This window comes from Allokutzneria sp. NRRL B-24872 (assembly GCF_002155965.1).
Classification (GTDB): domain Bacteria; phylum Actinomycetota; class Actinomycetes; order Mycobacteriales; family Pseudonocardiaceae; genus Allokutzneria.
Genome location: NZ_MUMH01000108.1, coordinates 19,575 through 34,922 on the forward strand (window position 1 = coordinate 19,575; position 15,348 = coordinate 34,922).

13 protein-coding genes are annotated in these 15,348 nt (G+C 70.9%); 11 read left to right on the plus strand and 2 right to left on the minus strand.

The window, feature by feature from the left end:
* Positions 1-25: 25 nt before the first annotated feature.
* Both CCN37_RS26110 and CCN37_RS26115 read right to left on the minus strand, forming a co-directional pair.
* Complete coding sequence (locus tag CCN37_RS26110) at positions 26-2,233, minus strand: tetratricopeptide repeat protein (RefSeq protein WP_086825749.1); 2,208 nt, start codon at positions 2,231-2,233, stop codon at positions 26-28.
* A gap of 7 nt (positions 2,234-2,240) precedes the next feature.
* A complete protein-coding gene (locus tag CCN37_RS26115) occupies positions 2,241-2,627 on the minus strand; it encodes a hypothetical protein (RefSeq protein WP_086825751.1) in 387 nt (128 codons plus the stop codon).
* A gap of 210 nt (positions 2,628-2,837) precedes the next feature.
* On the opposite strand from CCN37_RS26115, the gene CCN37_RS26120 reads away from it, so the two are divergent.
* The 11 genes from CCN37_RS26120 to CCN37_RS26170 form a co-directional block, all read left to right on the plus strand.
* Positions 2,838-3,851, plus strand: coding sequence for a LacI family DNA-binding transcriptional regulator (locus tag CCN37_RS26120; RefSeq protein WP_210408202.1), 1,014 nt, complete (start codon positions 2,838-2,840; stop codon positions 3,849-3,851).
* Positions 3,852-3,867: 16 nt separating this feature from the next.
* Positions 3,868-4,773, plus strand: coding sequence for a carbohydrate ABC transporter permease (locus CCN37_RS26125; RefSeq protein ID WP_086825753.1), 906 nt, complete (start codon positions 3,868-3,870; stop codon positions 4,771-4,773).
* Positions 4,770-5,588, plus strand: coding sequence for a carbohydrate ABC transporter permease (locus tag CCN37_RS26130; RefSeq protein ID WP_086825755.1), 819 nt, complete (start codon positions 4,770-4,772; stop codon positions 5,586-5,588). Before CCN37_RS26125 ends, CCN37_RS26130 begins: the two co-directional genes overlap by 4 nt.
* On the plus strand, positions 5,585-6,862 hold the full coding sequence (locus CCN37_RS26135; RefSeq protein WP_086825757.1) for a sugar ABC transporter substrate-binding protein: 1,278 nt from the start codon (positions 5,585-5,587) through the stop codon (positions 6,860-6,862). The genes CCN37_RS26130 and CCN37_RS26135 overlap by 4 nt, the downstream gene beginning before the upstream one ends.
* A complete protein-coding gene (locus tag CCN37_RS26140) occupies positions 6,859-8,880 on the plus strand; it encodes an ADP-ribosylglycohydrolase family protein (protein WP_086825760.1) in 2,022 nt (673 codons plus the stop codon). The genes CCN37_RS26135 and CCN37_RS26140 overlap by 4 nt, the downstream gene beginning before the upstream one ends.
* A 16-nt stretch (positions 8,881-8,896) precedes the next feature.
* On the plus strand, positions 8,897-10,045 hold the full coding sequence (locus CCN37_RS26145) for an ADP-ribosylglycohydrolase family protein (protein WP_210408203.1): 1,149 nt from the start codon (positions 8,897-8,899) through the stop codon (positions 10,043-10,045).
* Entirely contained in the window at positions 10,045-11,391 is a 1,347-nt protein-coding gene (locus CCN37_RS26150) for an ADP-ribosylglycohydrolase family protein (RefSeq protein WP_086825764.1), read from the plus strand. Before CCN37_RS26145 ends, CCN37_RS26150 begins: the two co-directional genes overlap by 1 nt.
* The gene (gene rbsK, locus CCN37_RS26155) at positions 11,388-12,284 is read left to right on the plus strand and encodes a ribokinase (RefSeq protein WP_086825766.1); all 897 of its coding nucleotides are present in this window, start codon (positions 11,388-11,390) and stop codon (positions 12,282-12,284) included. The genes CCN37_RS26150 and rbsK overlap by 4 nt, the downstream gene beginning before the upstream one ends.
* Complete coding sequence (locus tag CCN37_RS26160; protein WP_086825768.1) at positions 12,281-13,468, plus strand: CaiB/BaiF CoA-transferase family protein; 1,188 nt, start codon at positions 12,281-12,283, stop codon at positions 13,466-13,468. Before rbsK ends, CCN37_RS26160 begins: the two co-directional genes overlap by 4 nt.
* Positions 13,465-14,259 carry a CoA ester lyase gene (locus tag CCN37_RS26165; protein ID WP_086825770.1) on the plus strand — a complete coding sequence of 265 codons (795 nt, stop codon included), beginning with the start codon at positions 13,465-13,467 and terminating at the stop codon, positions 14,257-14,259. Before CCN37_RS26160 ends, CCN37_RS26165 begins: the two co-directional genes overlap by 4 nt.
* A gap of 57 nt (positions 14,260-14,316) precedes the next feature.
* On the plus strand, positions 14,317-15,348 hold a 1,032-nt coding region (locus CCN37_RS26170; protein ID WP_086825772.1), incomplete at its 3' end, for a cytochrome P450.

Here is a 15,348-nt window from a genome sequence, read left to right on the forward strand (position 1 = left end):
TGCCCGCGCCAGGGAACTAGGTGAACTACCGCTCCAGCTGTCGCAGCTGCTCGCGCGCTGTCTCGGTCTGCGCGGGCACGTCGAAGTCGAGCGCGCGTTGGAAAGCGGCGCGGGCGCCCTCGGTGTCGCCCTCGTTGAGGTGGACGAGGCCGAGGTTGTTGTGGGCCAGCGCGGCCTGCTCGGGGGAGTCGGTCTCGCTCGCGCGCCGGAAAGCGTCCTCGGCGCCGCGCATGTCGCCCTGGCTGAACAAGGCGGCGCCGAGGTTGTTGAGCGCCATGGGCACCACGGTCGTGTTGCCGGAGTCCACGGCCCGGCGGTAGCACGCGATGGCGCCGGGGAGATCGCCCTGCTCGTTGAGCAGCGTGCCGAGGTTGTTCAGCGCCAACGGTGTCCAGTGCGGGTGCCGGGCGTCGATGACCCGCCGGAATGCGGAGCGCGCCCCGCCGACGTCGCCGGTGCGGGCGAGCAGGCCCCCGAGGTTCAGGGCGGCCTGGGGTGCCATCTCGGCGTGGCCGGAGTCGATGGCGCGTTGGAGCGCGGACCGAGCGGCGAAGTTGTCGCCGTTGCGCATGAGGAGCAGGCCGAGGTTGTTCGCGGCCATCGGGGCGTAGGACACGTGCGCGGTCGCGATGGCCCTCCAGTAGGCGGCCTGCGCGCCGTCGATGTCGCCCTGCCGTTCGAGGAACGTGCCGAGCGCGCTCATCGCGTACGGCGCGGCGTCGGCGTGCCCGGAGTCGATGGCCCGCTGGATGAACCACCGCGCGCCGGTGGTGTCGTTGAGCCGCACGTCGAGGAGGGGGCCGAGCAACGCCATCGCCCACGGCGCGTGCTCGGGGTGGCCGGAGTCGATGGCGAGCTGGTAGGCGGTACGCGCGCCCTCGACGTCGTCCTGGTAGTCGAGCAGGGAGGCCAGGTTGATGGCGGCGACGGGGGCGAACTCGGGGTGCTCGGAGTCGATCGCCGTTTGGAAGGCGGCGTGGGCTCCGACGACATCACCGTTGTGCCCCAACAGCATCCCCAGGTTGGCCGCGGCGTGCGGGCCGAACTCGGGGTGCCGCGCGTCGATGGCGATCTCGTAAGCCCGTTGCGCGCCGGGCACATCGCCCTCCGCGGCGAGAAGGACGCCGAGGTTGACTGCGGCGTGGGCGCTGGCGTCGGGGTGACCGGAGTCGATCGCGCGCCGGTACGCGGCCTTGGCGCCGATGGTGTTGCCCTGCTTGTCGAGCGCGTAGCCGAGGTGGCTGTAGGCCCACGGCGTCAGGTCGGGGTCGCGCAGGTCGATGACGCGCTGCATGGCCGAGCGCGAGCCGGACAGGTCCCCCTGCGTGAAACGGAGGTAGCCGAGTTCGTAGAGGGCGTCGGCGAGCACGTCGGAGCCGCCCACCTCGATGACGCGGAGGTACTCGGCGATGGCGCCGTCCACGTCGCCGGCCTCGCGCAGTCGCCGCGCCTCCTCCAGGAGGTCCACAGTGGACAGTGGTGGCAGCTCGACGACGGCGCCGGAGTGCGCGGGATTGCGGGTCAGCCCGAGCAGCGCGATCGTGTCGGTGCCGCTCTGCTGCGGTCGCGGCAGGTTCCGCGCGAGCATGGCGCGCAGCAGGGGGAGGTAGAGGTCGCCGACCGGGAGCAGCGGCCCCGCGCCCTCGACTCCCTTGCGCAGCAACGTGATCAGCTCGCCGGTGAAGGCGGTGTTGCGCGCGCCGGGCGGAGCCTGTGCGGCCTGGTTGGGCGGAGCGGAGGTGAGGATGTAGGAGCCCTTGACCTGCACCTGCCCGGTGACCAGCGACTGCGCGTCGGCCATGGCGCCGATCGCGCTGCCGGAGAAGCAGCAGTCGAGCACCACGATCCGCGACTTCGCGGGGCTGCTGGTCTGCACGCGCCGCAGCGCCGAGAACGGCAGCGCGGTGGACCAGACGTGGTCGGGATCGGTGCTCGGCAGCGCGAGGTAGAGGTCGCCGTCCTCGTCCACGAGGCCGTGCCCGGCGTAGTAGAGCAGGAGCACGTCGCTGGTGGCCCTGGCGATCTGGGTGAGCTCGCGCGCGATGCCGAGGCCGGGGTCGAGGAAGGTGTGCACGCGCGCGGGGTCGAAGCCGCCGTGCTCGGGGTGGGTGAGCAGGGCCGCGAGGTCGGCGAGGTTGTTGGCGACGGCGTCGAGCGCGTGCAGGTCGGCGTGGTGGTGGGTGGCGGTGCCGATCAGCACGGCCGAGGAGGTCAGCCGGTCGGGGAGGCGCACGGCGGCGCTACTCGGCGTCGGGGGCCCGCTCGGCGCTGCGGTCGGCCTGCTCGATGCTGCGGTAGGCCAGCCCCACCGCGCCCGACGCGGGCAGTCCGTTGATCTTCAGCGAGGTCTCGCCGTCCGGGGTGCGGATGGTGACCTCCACGTTGGCCCTGCGCTGCCGCAGCCAGGTCTTGACCGCGCTGCGGAGCACGGCCATGCCGTTGGCGGACACCAGCAGCAGGATCGTGTCGGCCAGCGCGCCCATCTCGCCCTCGGCGGGGACGGCGGGAGCCAGCCTCGGCGTCTCCAGGTCGTCCTCGCGCAGCAGCCAGCCCAGCAGCGAGCGCAGCTCCGCGGCGGCGTCGCCATCGTCGCCGCCGTCCGTGACGGTGATCTTGACCTGCTCCACCGGGCACCCCCTGCCGAAGATCGTTGACGGGAACCAGGCACGCTACAGCGGCGAGGTCTCGGAAGAATCCGGGATTCAGGTGATCGCCTGAGCTTGACGGGCGCCCCGCCGTGGGGAATCCTCTCGTCCCATCCCCGCTGTAAAGGTTTCCAGCGCACCGCCCGACGCGGACTGTAAACGTTTCCAGGAGGGGTCGGGAGCGGAGGCGGAGTGACGAGCGCGGACAGCGGACCTGCGACGATCGAGACGATCGCGCGGCGGGCGGGCGTGTCCATCGCCTCGGTCTCCCGGGTGCTCAACGGGCTCGGCGGACGGCCGGACACGGTGCGCAAGGTCCAGGCCGCGGCCACCGAGCTCGGGTACGTGCCCAACGCCATGGCGCGGTCGCTGCGCGGGGGTCGCTCCGGGCAGATCGCCTTCGCCATGGAGGACATCGGCAACCCGGTCTACGTCGCGATGGTGCGGCGCATCCAGGCGGTGGCCAAGGAAGCGGGCTACCGGTTGCTGCTGCACTCCACCGGGGCCGACCGCGAGGAGGAGCTGCGCGCGCTGCGCAGCCTGGCCGACCGGCACACCGAGGGCCTGATCATCTCGCCGATCCGGATCACCCGCGAGCACCTCGACGAGCTGAGCCGGGCGGTGGCGCCGGTGGTGGTGATCGGGTCGCTTCCGGAGGGCGTGCGACTGGACAACGTGCGCGTGGACTCGCGGGTCGGGGCCGCGATGGCGGTGGCGCACCTGGTCGGCATCGGGCGCAGGCGGATCGGTTTCCTCAACGGCCCCTTGGACACCGTGCCCGGTCAGGCCCGCTACAAGGGCTACCTGGACGGCCTCGCCACCGCCGGGCTCGACGGCGCGGAGCTGGTGGAGTCCGGGCAGTTCCAGACGGATTCCGGTGCCGAGGCGGCGAAGCGGCTGCTGGAGCGCGTTCCCGATCTTGACGGCCTGTTCTGCGCCAACGACCTGATCGCGGTCGGGGCGCTGCGGGCACTGCGGGAGGCGGGTCGCCGCGTCCCGGACGACGTGGCGGTGGTCGGCATGGACGACACCGAACTGGCACGCGTCACCTGGCCGACCCTGACCAGCGTGGGGCTGGGGTCGGCGCGGCGCGGGGAGCTCGCGGCAGAGCTGCTCGTCGACCGGCTCGGGGAGGGCCGGGACCGCGAACCGAGGTGGGTGTCGGTGACACCCGAACTTGTCGCGCGAGAGTCCACCCGCTCGTAGGAAGGCATCCCCGCCGATGACCGTGCTGGCCGTGCGCAGGAAGGGCCCGTTGGGGCTGGAGCGCGACGCCTGGTTCCTGGTTCTGCCCGTGCTGATCCCGATCCTGCTGCTCAGCGTCGGTCCGCTGGTCTACGGCCTGCTGCTGGGCTTCACCAACGCCAGCTTCGGCCGCGAGTCGGTCACGGCGGTCACCGGCGTTGACAACTACGCCGACCTGGCCAGGGATTCGCTGTTCTGGGCCTCCTTCAAGATCGGCCTCATCTGGGCGGTCGTGGTGACGGCGTTGCAGTTCGTGCTGTCGCTCGGCTTGGCGTTGCTGCTCAACCAGAACCTGCGCCTGCGGTGGCTGGCGCGCACGCTCGCGCTGGTGCCGTGGGCGATGCCGGAGGTCGTCGTCGGCATCATGTGGCGGCTGGTCTACCACTCCGACGCGGGCGTGCTGAACCACACGCTGCGCGACGTGGGTCTGCTTGAGGACAACGTGGACTGGCTGGCCACCTTCGGCATGGCGCTGCCCGCCGTGATCGTGGTCGGCGTGTGGGCCGGGATGCCGCAGACCACCGTGACCCTGTTGGCGGGCCTGCAGAACGTGCCGAAGACGCTGCACGAGGCCGCCGCGATCGACGGAGCCGGGCCGCTGCGCCGGTTCTGGGTGGTGACCTGGCCGTCGCTGCGCCCGGTGGTCACGGCGATCACGGCACTGAACTTCATCTGGAACTTCAACTCCTTCGGCCTGGTCTACGTGCTGACGCAGGGCGGCCCGGGCGGCGAGACACGGCTGCCGATGCTCTTCGCCTACGAGGAAGCCTTCAAGTACGGCCAGTTCGGCTACGCCGCCGCGATGGGCTCGGTGATGGTCGCGGTGATCGCGGTCTTCCTCGCGGTGTACCTGCGCTCGCGGCTGAAGGAGGTCGACCAGTGAAGCGGACGGCCCAGTACTTCGCGTTGATCTGTTACCTCGTCTTTCTCGGATTTCCCCTGGTGTGGTTGGTTTCCACCGCCTTCAAGGGGCCGCGCGAGCTGGCGTCGATCGATCCGACCTGGATTCCGCGCGAGGCCACCACGGCGAACTTCATCACGGCGTTCACCGAGCAGCCGTTGGTGCAGGCCGGGATGAACAGCCTCACGGTCGCGGTGACCTCGTCGCTGATCACGATGGTGCTCGCGGTGCCCGCCGCCTACGTGCTCGCGCGCTACCGCTCGACGCTGACCAGGCTCACCACGGGCTGGATCCTCGTCAGCCAGATGTTCCCGTTCGTTCTGGTGATCATCCCGCTGTTCCTGCTGCTGAAGAGCTTCTACCTGGTGGACTCGCAGGCCGGGCTGATCATGGTCTACGTGGTGTGGAACCTGCCCTTCACGCTCTGGATGCTCCAGGGCTACGTCCGCGCGATCCCGCCGGAGCTGGAGGAAGCCGCCTCCGTCGACGGCGCTTCGAAGGGAAGGGCGTTGTGGCACATCGTCTTCCCGTTGCTCACGCCCGGGCTGGTGGCGACGGTGATGTTCTCCTTCATCAGCGCGTGGAACGAGTTCTTCTTCGCGCTGGTGCTGCTGAAGACGCCGGAGAAGCAGACGCTCCCCGTGCTGCTGACCCGCTTCCTCGGTGCTGAGGGCGTCGCCGACCTCGGCCCGCTGGCCGCCGCGGCGCTGCTGACCACGATCCCGAGCCTGCTGTTCTTCATGTTCATCCAGCGCCGGTTGACCGCCGGCATGCTCACAGGGGCGGTGAAGGGATGAAGCGCCTGGTGCTCCTGCTGGTGCTCGCGCTCGTCGGGTGCTCGACCGCGCCGAAGTCCGACGTGGTGAAGCTGCGGTTCCTCAGCCTGGCCTGGCAGAAGGAATCCGTGGCGGTGAACAAGCAGATCGTCGCCGAGTGGAACCGGACGCACCCCAAGGTGCAGGTGGAGTACGTCCCGGGCAGCTGGGACAGCATCCACGACCAGCTCCTCACCTCCTTCGCCGGTGGCGAGGCGGCGGATGTCATCCACAACTCCTCCGACGACCTCTCCGAGTTCGCCCACGGCGGCTACCTCGCCGACCTGACCACGTTGTTGCCGCCCGGTTTGAAGGCCGACATCCCGGACGCCACCTGGGAGACGACGCGCTTCAAGCAGGGCGTCTACGGGGTGCCGTTCCTCCAGGAGCCCAAGGTGATCCTGGCCAACCGCGCGCTGCTCACCCAGGCGGGCGTGCGCGTCCCGACCCCGGACAGGCCGTGGAGCTGGGACGAGTTCGCCGAGATCAGCAAGAAGCTGACCAAGGACACCAGCGGTGACGGCAAGGCCGACCAGTACGGCTTCGCGTGGCCGATGAAACAGCCCGTCAGCACGATGCTCAACCTCGCGCTGAACTTCGACGGGAAGTTCTTCTACCCGCAGGACGGCAAGCTGCTCGCCACCGTCGGACCGGCCGAACGTGAAGTGCTGCAACGGGTTCACGCGCAGCTGCACACAGACGGCTCCGCGGCGCCCGGCGCGCTGGGCATGAGCGGATCGGACTCGTTGCCCGGATTCTTCGCGGGCAAGTACGCGATGGTCTTCCTCGGTCTGTCCTACCGGCAGCAGATGCGCCAGCAGGCGCCGAAGGGCTTCGACTGGGTGACGCTGCCGCCGCTCACCGGGACCGGGCCGGAGCAGGGCGTCAGCCCGCAGACGCTGTCGATCTCCGAGGACAGCCCGCACAAGCGCGAGGCGATGGAGTTCATCGACTACCTGGTGAACCCGACCAACACCGCGCGTTTGGCGTTGGGCGACTGGATGTTGCCGACCAGCACGAGGGCATTGGCGGCGCCGGAGCTGAACGTGGAGCAGTTCGGGTGGAAGGTCGGCGTCGCGGCGGGCGCCTCGCTGCGGACCTCGCCGTCGCAGCGCGTGCGCGGCTACGCGGAGTGGAAGGACAAGATCGCCACTCCGGCCTTCCAGCAGTACTTCCGCAACCAGATCAGCATCGACGAGCTGAGCCGGAAACTGACCGAGGACGGGAACCGAGTGCTGGCCAGGTACCAACGATGACGGCCGAGAAAGCACGCGGCGCGCTGCTCGGGCTCGCGGTCGGCGACGCGCTCGGCGCACCGGCGGAGAACCTGTCGCGCGCGGAGATCGCCCGGCGCTGGGGTCGCGTGGAGGGCTTCGTCTCCGACGACCCGGTCGGCACCGACGACACCGAGTACGCGGTGTTCTCCGCGCTGCTGCTCATCAAGCACGGCGCGGCGCTCTCACCCGCCGACGTGGAGAAGGCGTGGCGGGAGTCCATTGTGGACCAACCGCTCAAGGGTGCCGGGTTCAGCGAGCGCGGCACGGTGGAGAACCTCCAGCACGGGTTCTCCGCCCCGCTCAGCGCCCAGCACCGGCATGCGTGGAGCGACGGCCTCGCCATGCGCGCAGCGCCGTTCGGCGTGTTCGCGGCAGGGGACCCCGCCGAGGCCGCGCGCCTGGTCGCGGTGGACGGCTCGATCAGCCACGAGGGCGAGGGCGTCCTGGGCGGTCAGGCCGTCGCGGGCGCGGTGGCCGCGGCCATGGGCGGGGCGACGCTGAAGGACTCGATCTCCGCTGGTCTCGCGGTGATCCCGGAGGACTCCTGGACCTCGCGAGCCATTCGCAGAGCCGTTGCGGCGCAAGCGGAAGAGGAGATCCTGGACGCGGTGGTCGTGCGCGACTACCCGTGGACCGACCTCGCGCCGGAGGCCGTCGCGCTGGCCTTCGGAGCCCTTGAGCTGGCGGGCGGCGATGTCCGCGCCTCGATCCTGACCGCGGTGAACATGGGCCGCGACGCGGACACCACGGCGGCCATCGCGGGGGCGATCGCTGGCGCGCTCAACGGGGAATCAGCCGTTCCCGCCGAGTGGGTCGAGCAGATCGGGCCGGTGCGGGGTGCCTGCATCAGCGCCGTCGCCGGGCACCACATCGCCACCGTGGCGACCGAACTGCACGCCGCGCCACGCGATCGTGTGTCCACGCCGCAGCCCGTGCGCGAAGTGGCCTCGCTGCCCGTTCGCCACGTGCGCGGGAAGACGCGGGGCGGGAGCGTGGTCGGCGCGCTGATGGGCCTCGCGGTCGGTGATGCGCTCGGCTGGCCCGCCGCGAAGCACCGCGCGGGGCTGCTGCCCGCGTGGACCCGTCGCCTGGCAAGGGAACTGGACACCTTCGCCGAGGAGCACGGGGTGAGCAGCCTGCCCGTGCCGATGGCGTTGAACCAGCCGACCGCCGCGCTCCGGCTCGGCCCGTCCGACGACGCCGAGTGGGCCGTTTTCGCCGCGCTGGCGGGAACGGGCGGAGCCGACGCGGTGCGCTCCGCGTGGATCGAGCTGGCCGAGTACAAGCGCCCCGTCTCCGCGCGGATCTCCGTGCGCGCGGGGCTGGCGAACCTGGCCGCCGGGCTGCGCCCGCCCGCGAGCGGCCACGACAACCCGCACTTCTTCGACGACGCGGCCTGCGCTCGCGCCGTCGGGCTGGCGACGTTGTGCCCGGGCGATCCGGCCGCCGCCGCCGAGCTGGCCGAGGTCGACGCGCGGCACACCCAGGACGGCGACGGCGTGCTCGGAGCGCGGGCGATGGCCGCGGCGATCTCCTCGGCGCTCGGCGGAGCGAGCCCGGCCGAAGCCGTGGACGCCGCGCTGCTGGAGCTGCCGGACGGGACGGAGATCGGCCGCAACGCGCGCCGCGCTGTCCACTATGGACGGCACAGCGACACGTTCAGCCTGATCCCGTTGCTGGAGAACGGGGTCGTCGACCACGTGTACAGCTACGGCACCGCGGCCGCGGAGACCGTTCCGGTCGCGCTGGCGCTCGTGCTGGCATCCGGAGCGCGCTTGGGCGAGGCGGTCTCGGCCGCCGCGTGCCTGTCCCGGCTGGCCGACTCCGCGCCCGCGCTGACCGGCGCGCTCGCCGGAGCCCTGTCCGGGTCACAGTCCGGGGACGTGCCGATGACCTGGCGGGCGAGCTGCCGCGAACTGCGCGGCACGAGCCTGCCGTGGCTGGCCGGAACGGATCTCATCGACCTCGCGGGCCGCATCTCCGCCCGCGGCAACTGAAGGAGGAGAAGGAGCAGTGTCGAAACCCCTGGAGGACCGCGCCAAGGGCTGCCTGGTCGGGGCCGCCGTCGGAGACGCGCTCGGCGGACCCGCCGAGGGCTGGACGCCGGAGGACCTGATCGAGCGCTACGGCGGTCGCATCCAGGGGATCGTGCCGCCGTTCTACGAGAACTGGCGCGACGCGCGGCCGATCGCGCCGTACCACAAGGGCGACGGCAACGTCACCGACGACACCCTGATGACCCACGCGCTGGTCCGGGTCTACACCAAGGTGCGCGACCACATCGACGCCTACTCCATCGCCGAGCACCTGGTGCCCGAGCTGATCGGGACCAAGGTCTGGATTCCCGAGCTGGAGGCGGAAGCCCTTCCGCTGCAACGCATCTTCCTCGCCGAGAAGTGGATCGTGGCGCGACTGCACTACGGGCACGTCGACCCGCGTGAAGCCGGGGTCGGCAACATCGTCAACTGCGGCGCCGCGATGTACATGGCGCCGGTCGGCGTGGTCAACGCGGGCAACCCGGACGCCGCCTACGCCGAGGCGATCGAGGTCGCCGGGCCGCACCAGTCCAGCTACGGCAGGGAAGCAGCCGCGGTCTTCGCCGCCGGTGTCGCATCCGCGTTCCGCCCGGAGTCCACAGTGGACACCGTAGTCGCGGACTGCGTCCGGCTGGCCAAGGACGGCACCCGCGCGGCGATCGAGTCGGTGTGCGAGGTCGCGTCCAAGCACGACGACTGGGAAGCCGCGATCCCCGCGCTGCGCGACGCCGTCGAGCCCTTCGACACGGTCGGCCCGGAGTACCGCAAGCCCGGCCTCGGCGCGCGCAGGCCCAGCAGGCTGCACTCGATCGAAGAGCTGCCGATCGCGCTCGGCATGCTGGTGGTGGCGCGCGGCGACACGCGGGGCACGATCCTCGGCGGGGTCAACTACGGCCGTGACTGCGACTCGATCGCGAGCATGGGTGGCGCGATCTCCGGCGCGCTCAACGGGATCGACGACGTGCCTGCGGACTGGCGGGAGCGCGTGGCTACGGCCAGCAAGCTCGACCTGGAGGCTCCGGCGGTGGAGCTGGCCGAGGTCGCCCGCGAGATCTTCGACCGCGACGTGCGCCGTCGCCGCGAGCACGAGGACGCCTTCCGCGTGCTCCTCGCCGGGCGGGCGTGATGCGCCTGTCCTGGGTGCAGCCCGAGGACCTCGTGGGTCACGAGCTGCGCCAGGCCGAGGAGGACGGCCGCGACGCGAAGACCGTGGCGCGTCGGTGGCTCGCCGCTGGCGGGGAGCTGAGCCCGGCTCTCGCGGGGGCTTCGACGGAGCGCGCTTCGGCTGAGCTGCGGGCGTTGGCAGGGGAGTTGCTGGACGAGCTGGCGCTGTTGCCCGGCGCGGCGGGCCCGACGGATCTCGCTGAGATCAAGTCGCAGTGTCCACAGTGGATGGACGAGTGCGGCTCGCGTGCTCCGTCGTTGGACTCGGTGCACGGCGCCTGGCTCGGTCGAGCCGTGGGTTGCCTGCTCGGCAAGCCGGTGGAGAAGATCCCGCGCATCGGGATCGAGGAGATCGCCCGTGCCACCGGCAACTGGCCGATCCAACGCTACTTCACCGAGATCGGGCTCTCCGAGGCGATCGCGGCGCGGTGGCCGTGGAACCGCCGCAGCAGGCCGACGAGCCTCATCGAGAACATCGACGGCATGCCGGAGGACGACGACCTCAACTACCCGTTGCTCGCGCTGATGCTGCTGGAACGCAGGGGCTTCGGGTTCACCACCGATGATGTCGCCGACCTGTGGCTCGCCGAGCTGCCCGCCGGGCGGACGTTCACGGCCGAGCGCATCGCGTACCGGAACCTGTTGCTGGGCCACTCTCCGCCGGATACGGCGAGCTACCGCAACCCGTTCCGCGAGTGGATCGGCGCGCAGATCCGGGCCGATCTGTTCGGGTGGATCAACGCCGGAAGGCCGGGCGTCGCGGCCGAGATGGCATGGCGCGACGCGGTGCTCAGCCACACCGCCAACGGCGTGTACGGCGCGATGTTCGTCGCCGCAGCGGTTTCCGCCGCTGCCGTGCTGGAGGAGCCCGTGCAGTGGCTGGAGGCGGGCCTCTCCGTGGTGCCTGCCCAGTCCCGGCTCGCCGTCGCGGTGCGGCATGCAATCGTTGCTGCACAAGAAGAATCCAACTGGAGTCGTGTTCTCGACCGGATCTACGACCACAACGGGCACCTGCACTGGGTGCACGCGGTCAACAACTCCGCGCTCGTCGCGGCGGCGGTCGTGCACGGCGGCGGTGACTTCGAAGCATCGATCTGCAGAGTCGTCGCCGGTGGCTGGGACACCGATTCCAACGGTGCGACAGTCGGTTCGCTGCTCGGCGTGCGGCTCGGCGCGGCGGCGCTGCCGGAGAGCTGGACGGCTCCGCTGAAGAACCGGCTCGCGACGAGCGTCGGCGGGATGGACGGCATCGGGTTCGACGAGCTCGCCGCACGGACGGTCGCCGTTGCCGGGAAGGGGAAGCGATGATCGTCGTTCTTGGCAGCGCGAGCATGGACCTGACGACCTACGTCGCGGTCGCGCCCGCGCTCGGCGAAACCGTGATGGGGCGCGAGTTCCGCACGGTCCCCGGTGGCAAGGGCGCCAACCAGGCCATCGCAGCTGCGCGGGCCGGCGGTCGCGTCGCGATGATCGGCGCGGTCGGCGACGACTCGTTCGGCGAGCCGGTGCGACGTACGCTCGCGGAGTCCGGAGTGGACGTTGCCGGAGTGCGCACCGTGCCCGGGCCGACCGGCACCGCGCACATCGTGGTGGACGACAGCGGCGGCAACTCGATCGTCGTGGTGCCCTCCGCCAACGCGACGATCACCGGAACCGAGGACGGCGACGCCGAGCGGATCGCCGCCGCCGACTTCCTGCTGTTGCAGCTCGAAGCGCCGCTGTCCGCCGCGATCGCGGGCGCCGAGGTGGCCAGGGCCAATGGCACGACGGTCGTGCTCACCCCGGCGCCGACCCAGGACCTCCCGGGCGCACTTCTGTCCAATGTGGACGTCATCGTGCCGAACGAGCACGAGGCACGAGCGCTGTCCGGAGTGGACGATCTGGACAAGACGATCGACTGGCTGCTGGAGCGGGTTCCCGTCGCGGTCGTGACCCTCGGCGAGCAGGGCTGCCTCTACGCGGCGCGCGGCGAGACCCCGGTCCGCGTGCCCTCCTTCGCGGTGACCGCCGTGGACACCACGGCCGCCGGAGACACGTTCGTCGGCGCGCTCGCGGTGGCGCTGGGCGAGAAGAAGCCGGTTGCCGAGGCGCTGACCTGGGCGAGCGCTGCGGCAGCGCTGGCGGTCCAGCGGCCGGGCGCGTCCAGTTCGATGCCCGCGCGCGCTGAGATCGAAGCGTTGGTCGAGGAGGGGCAGCGATGACCGGACCACTTGACGGACTTCGGGTCCTGGACATGTCCACCCTGTTCGCGGGGCCGCTCGCGGCGACCCTGCTCGGCGACTTCGGCGCCGAGGTGATCAAGGTCGAGCACCCGCGCAGGCCCGATCCCTCGCGCGGCCACGGCCCGGCCAAGGACGGCGTCGGCCTGTGGTGGAAGCTGCTGGGCCGCAACAAGAAGACCACAACGATCGATCTGTCCTCAACGGACGGTCAAGACCTGGTGCTCAAGCTGGTCGAGACGTGCGACGTGGTGATCGAGAACTTCCGTCCCGGCACGTTGGAGCGCTGGAACCTCGGCTACGACAGGCTTTCCGAGGTCAACCCCGGCCTGGTGCTGGCGCGGGTCACCGGCTTCGGCCAGTTCGGCCCGTCCGCGCGCCGCGCCGGGTTCGGCACGCTGGCCGAGGCGATGAGCGGGTTCGCCGCGATCACCGGCGAGCCGGACGGGCCGCCCACGCTGCCGCCGTTCGGGCTCGCCGACTCGATCAGCGCGCTGACCACGGCGTACGCGGTGATGGCCGCGCTGAACGGGCGCGCGAACACCGGCAAGGGCCAGGTCGTGGATCTCGCGATCATCGAGCCGATCCTGACCGTGCTCGGACCGCAGCCCATCTGGTACGACCAGCTCGGCTACGTGCAGCCGCGCACCGGCAACCGGTCGATGAACACCGCGCCCCGCAACACCTATCGGACCTCCGACGACAAGTGGGTCGCCGTGTCCACGTCCGCGCAGAGCATCGCCGAGCGCGTCATGCGGCTCGTCGGCCGCGAGGACCTGATCGAGCAGCCGTGGTTCGCCTCCGGAGTGCAGCGCGCCGCGCACGCCGACGTCCTCGACGAGGCTGTCGGCGGGTGGATCGCCAAGCACACCCGCGATGAGGTGATGGCGGAGTTCGAGCGCGCTGAGGCCGCCGTCGCGCCGATCTACGACGTGCGCGACGTGCTGGAGGACCCGCAGTACGAGGCGCTCGGCACGTTGCAGCGCGTGCCCGATCCCGAGCTTGGCTCCGTGCTCATGCAGAACGTCCTCTTCCGGCTCTCCGAGACGCCCGGCGAGATCCGTTGGGCGGGCCGACCGCACGGCGCCGACACCGACGAAGTGCTTGGCGGGCTTGGTCTTTCCTCGTCGGAGATCGCCACTCTACGGGAACGAGGTGTGGTGTGATCACGTGGCTTTACGTCCCCGCCGACCGGCCTGATCGAGTGGTGAAGGCGTTCGCGTCCGGTGCTGACGTGGTGATCGTCGACCTTGAGGACGCGGTCGCCCCGGAGCGCAAGTCCTACGCCCGTGACGCCGCGAAGGACCTGCTGTCCTCGCCAACGCCGGTGCCGGTTCACGTGCGGGTCAACGCGTTGGACGGGCCGCTGGCTTCGGCTGACCTGGCCGCCCTCGTCGGATTGCCCGGCGTGAGCGGGTTGCGGTTGCCGAAGGTCGACGATCCCCTTGTGGTGCACCGTGTTGCGGCGCAGGCGCCCGGCTTGGCATTGGTGCCGCTGCTGGAGTCCGCGCTCGGTGTGGAGCGGGCGTTCGAGATCGCCTCCGCCGGTGTCACCGGAATCGCGTTGGGGGAGGCCGACCTCTCCGCCGACCTCGGAGTGTCCACTGAGGATGGTCTGACGTGGGCGCGCAGCCGCGTCGTCCTCGCCGCGCGGGCCGCCGGGCTCCCTCCTCCCGCGCAGTCGGTCTACACCAACGTCCGCGACCTCGAAGGGCTGCGCCGCTCCTGCGAACGCGGTCGCGCGCTGGGCTTCCTCGGACGCGCCGCGATCCACCCCGCGCAGTTGGAGATCATCGCTCACGCGTACCGGCCCACGGAGGCCGAGCTGGCCCGAGCCCGCGAGATCGTCGAGGCCGCCGTCACCGACGCTGGCGCGCTCGCGCTTCCCGACGGCCGCTTCGTCGACGCCGCACTGGTCGAAGGTGCCCGCCGCACGCTTTCCGTTGCAGGAGAATAATTTCGACGTTCTTCGGCATCGGCCTGCTCTCGGCTCGGGCGTCCTTACCGTGAGGAGATGCAGACACTTCGGATTGGCGCCCGGATCACCGCGGTGAAGGCCACCTCGCAGCTGTTCGCGCTCTTCGGTGATCTGTTCGCGCAGTTGGAGCGACCTCGCTGGCAGGAAGATCCTTACCCGCTGTACGAACGGATTCGGGCGAGGGGACCGGTGTACCGCGCTCCGTCCGGGATCATGGCGGTGACGTCCTTCCCGCTGTGCAACCAGGTTCTGCGGGATCGCCGCTTCGGCATGAAGACCGCGGAGGGTGCGACCGTGCCGATGTCCGGGCTCGACGTGGTGGAGGGGCACTTCCCGGAGAGCTTCCTCGACATGGACCCGCCCGACCACACCCGGCTCCGCCGCCTCGCCGCTCCCGCGTTCAACCCCAAGCGCGTGGAGAGCTACCGCTCGCAGATCGCGGCGACTGCGGATGCTTTGCTGGACAAGGTTTCCGGTCCTTTCGACCTTGTGTCCACTCTGGCCGCGCCGCTACCGATCGCCGTCATCAGCGACCTCCTCGGCGTCCCTCCGCGCGACCGCACGCGGTTCGCCGAGTACGGCGCGCTCGTCGGCGCGGCACTCGGCGGTATTCGCTCCGTGCGCCAGGCGAAGGAGCTGATGGCAGCGGCGGCGTCGCTGATCTCGCTGTTCGAGCGCTTGCTCCGCGACCCCGCCGACGGCGTGCTCAAGGACCTCGCGTCCGCGCTGGACGAGTCGAAAGTGAGCGCGCGCGAGGTGTTCGGCATCGCGACGCTGCTGTTGATCGCGGGCTTCGAGACCACCGTGAACCTGATCGGCAACGCCGTGCACACCTTGCTGCGCAACCCTTCCCAATGGGAGCTGCTCCGCTCCGACCCGTCGCTCGCCGCGTCCGCCGTCGAGGAGACCCTGCGCTACGAGCCGCCCGTGCAAGGCACCGTCCGCATCGCGCACACCGAGGTCGACCTCGCCGGGAAGCTCGTCAAGCCCGGTCAGCTGGTCGGCGTCCTCATCGCCGCCGCCAACCGCGACGCGTCGTTCTTCGAGGACCCGCACCGCTTCGACATC

Excerpts from the sequence above, each read along its gene's own strand:
- CCN37_RS26160 (WP_086825768.1), top strand. The coding sequence starts at position 12,281 with ATGACCGGACCACTTGACGGACTTCGGGTCCTGGACATGTCCACCCTG.
- CCN37_RS26125 (WP_086825753.1), top strand. The coding sequence starts at position 3,868 with ATGACCGTGCTGGCCGTGCGCAGGAAGGGCCCGTTGGGGCTGGAGCGC.
- rbsK (WP_086825766.1), top strand. The coding sequence starts at position 11,388 with ATGATCGTCGTTCTTGGCAGCGCGAGCATGGACCTGACGACCTACGTC.
- CCN37_RS26150 (WP_086825764.1), top strand. The coding sequence starts at position 10,045 with ATGCGCCTGTCCTGGGTGCAGCCCGAGGACCTCGTGGGTCACGAGCTG.
- CCN37_RS26135 (WP_086825757.1), top strand. The coding sequence starts at position 5,585 with ATGAAGCGCCTGGTGCTCCTGCTGGTGCTCGCGCTCGTCGGGTGCTCG.
- CCN37_RS26140 (WP_086825760.1), top strand. The coding sequence starts at position 6,859 with ATGACGGCCGAGAAAGCACGCGGCGCGCTGCTCGGGCTCGCGGTCGGC.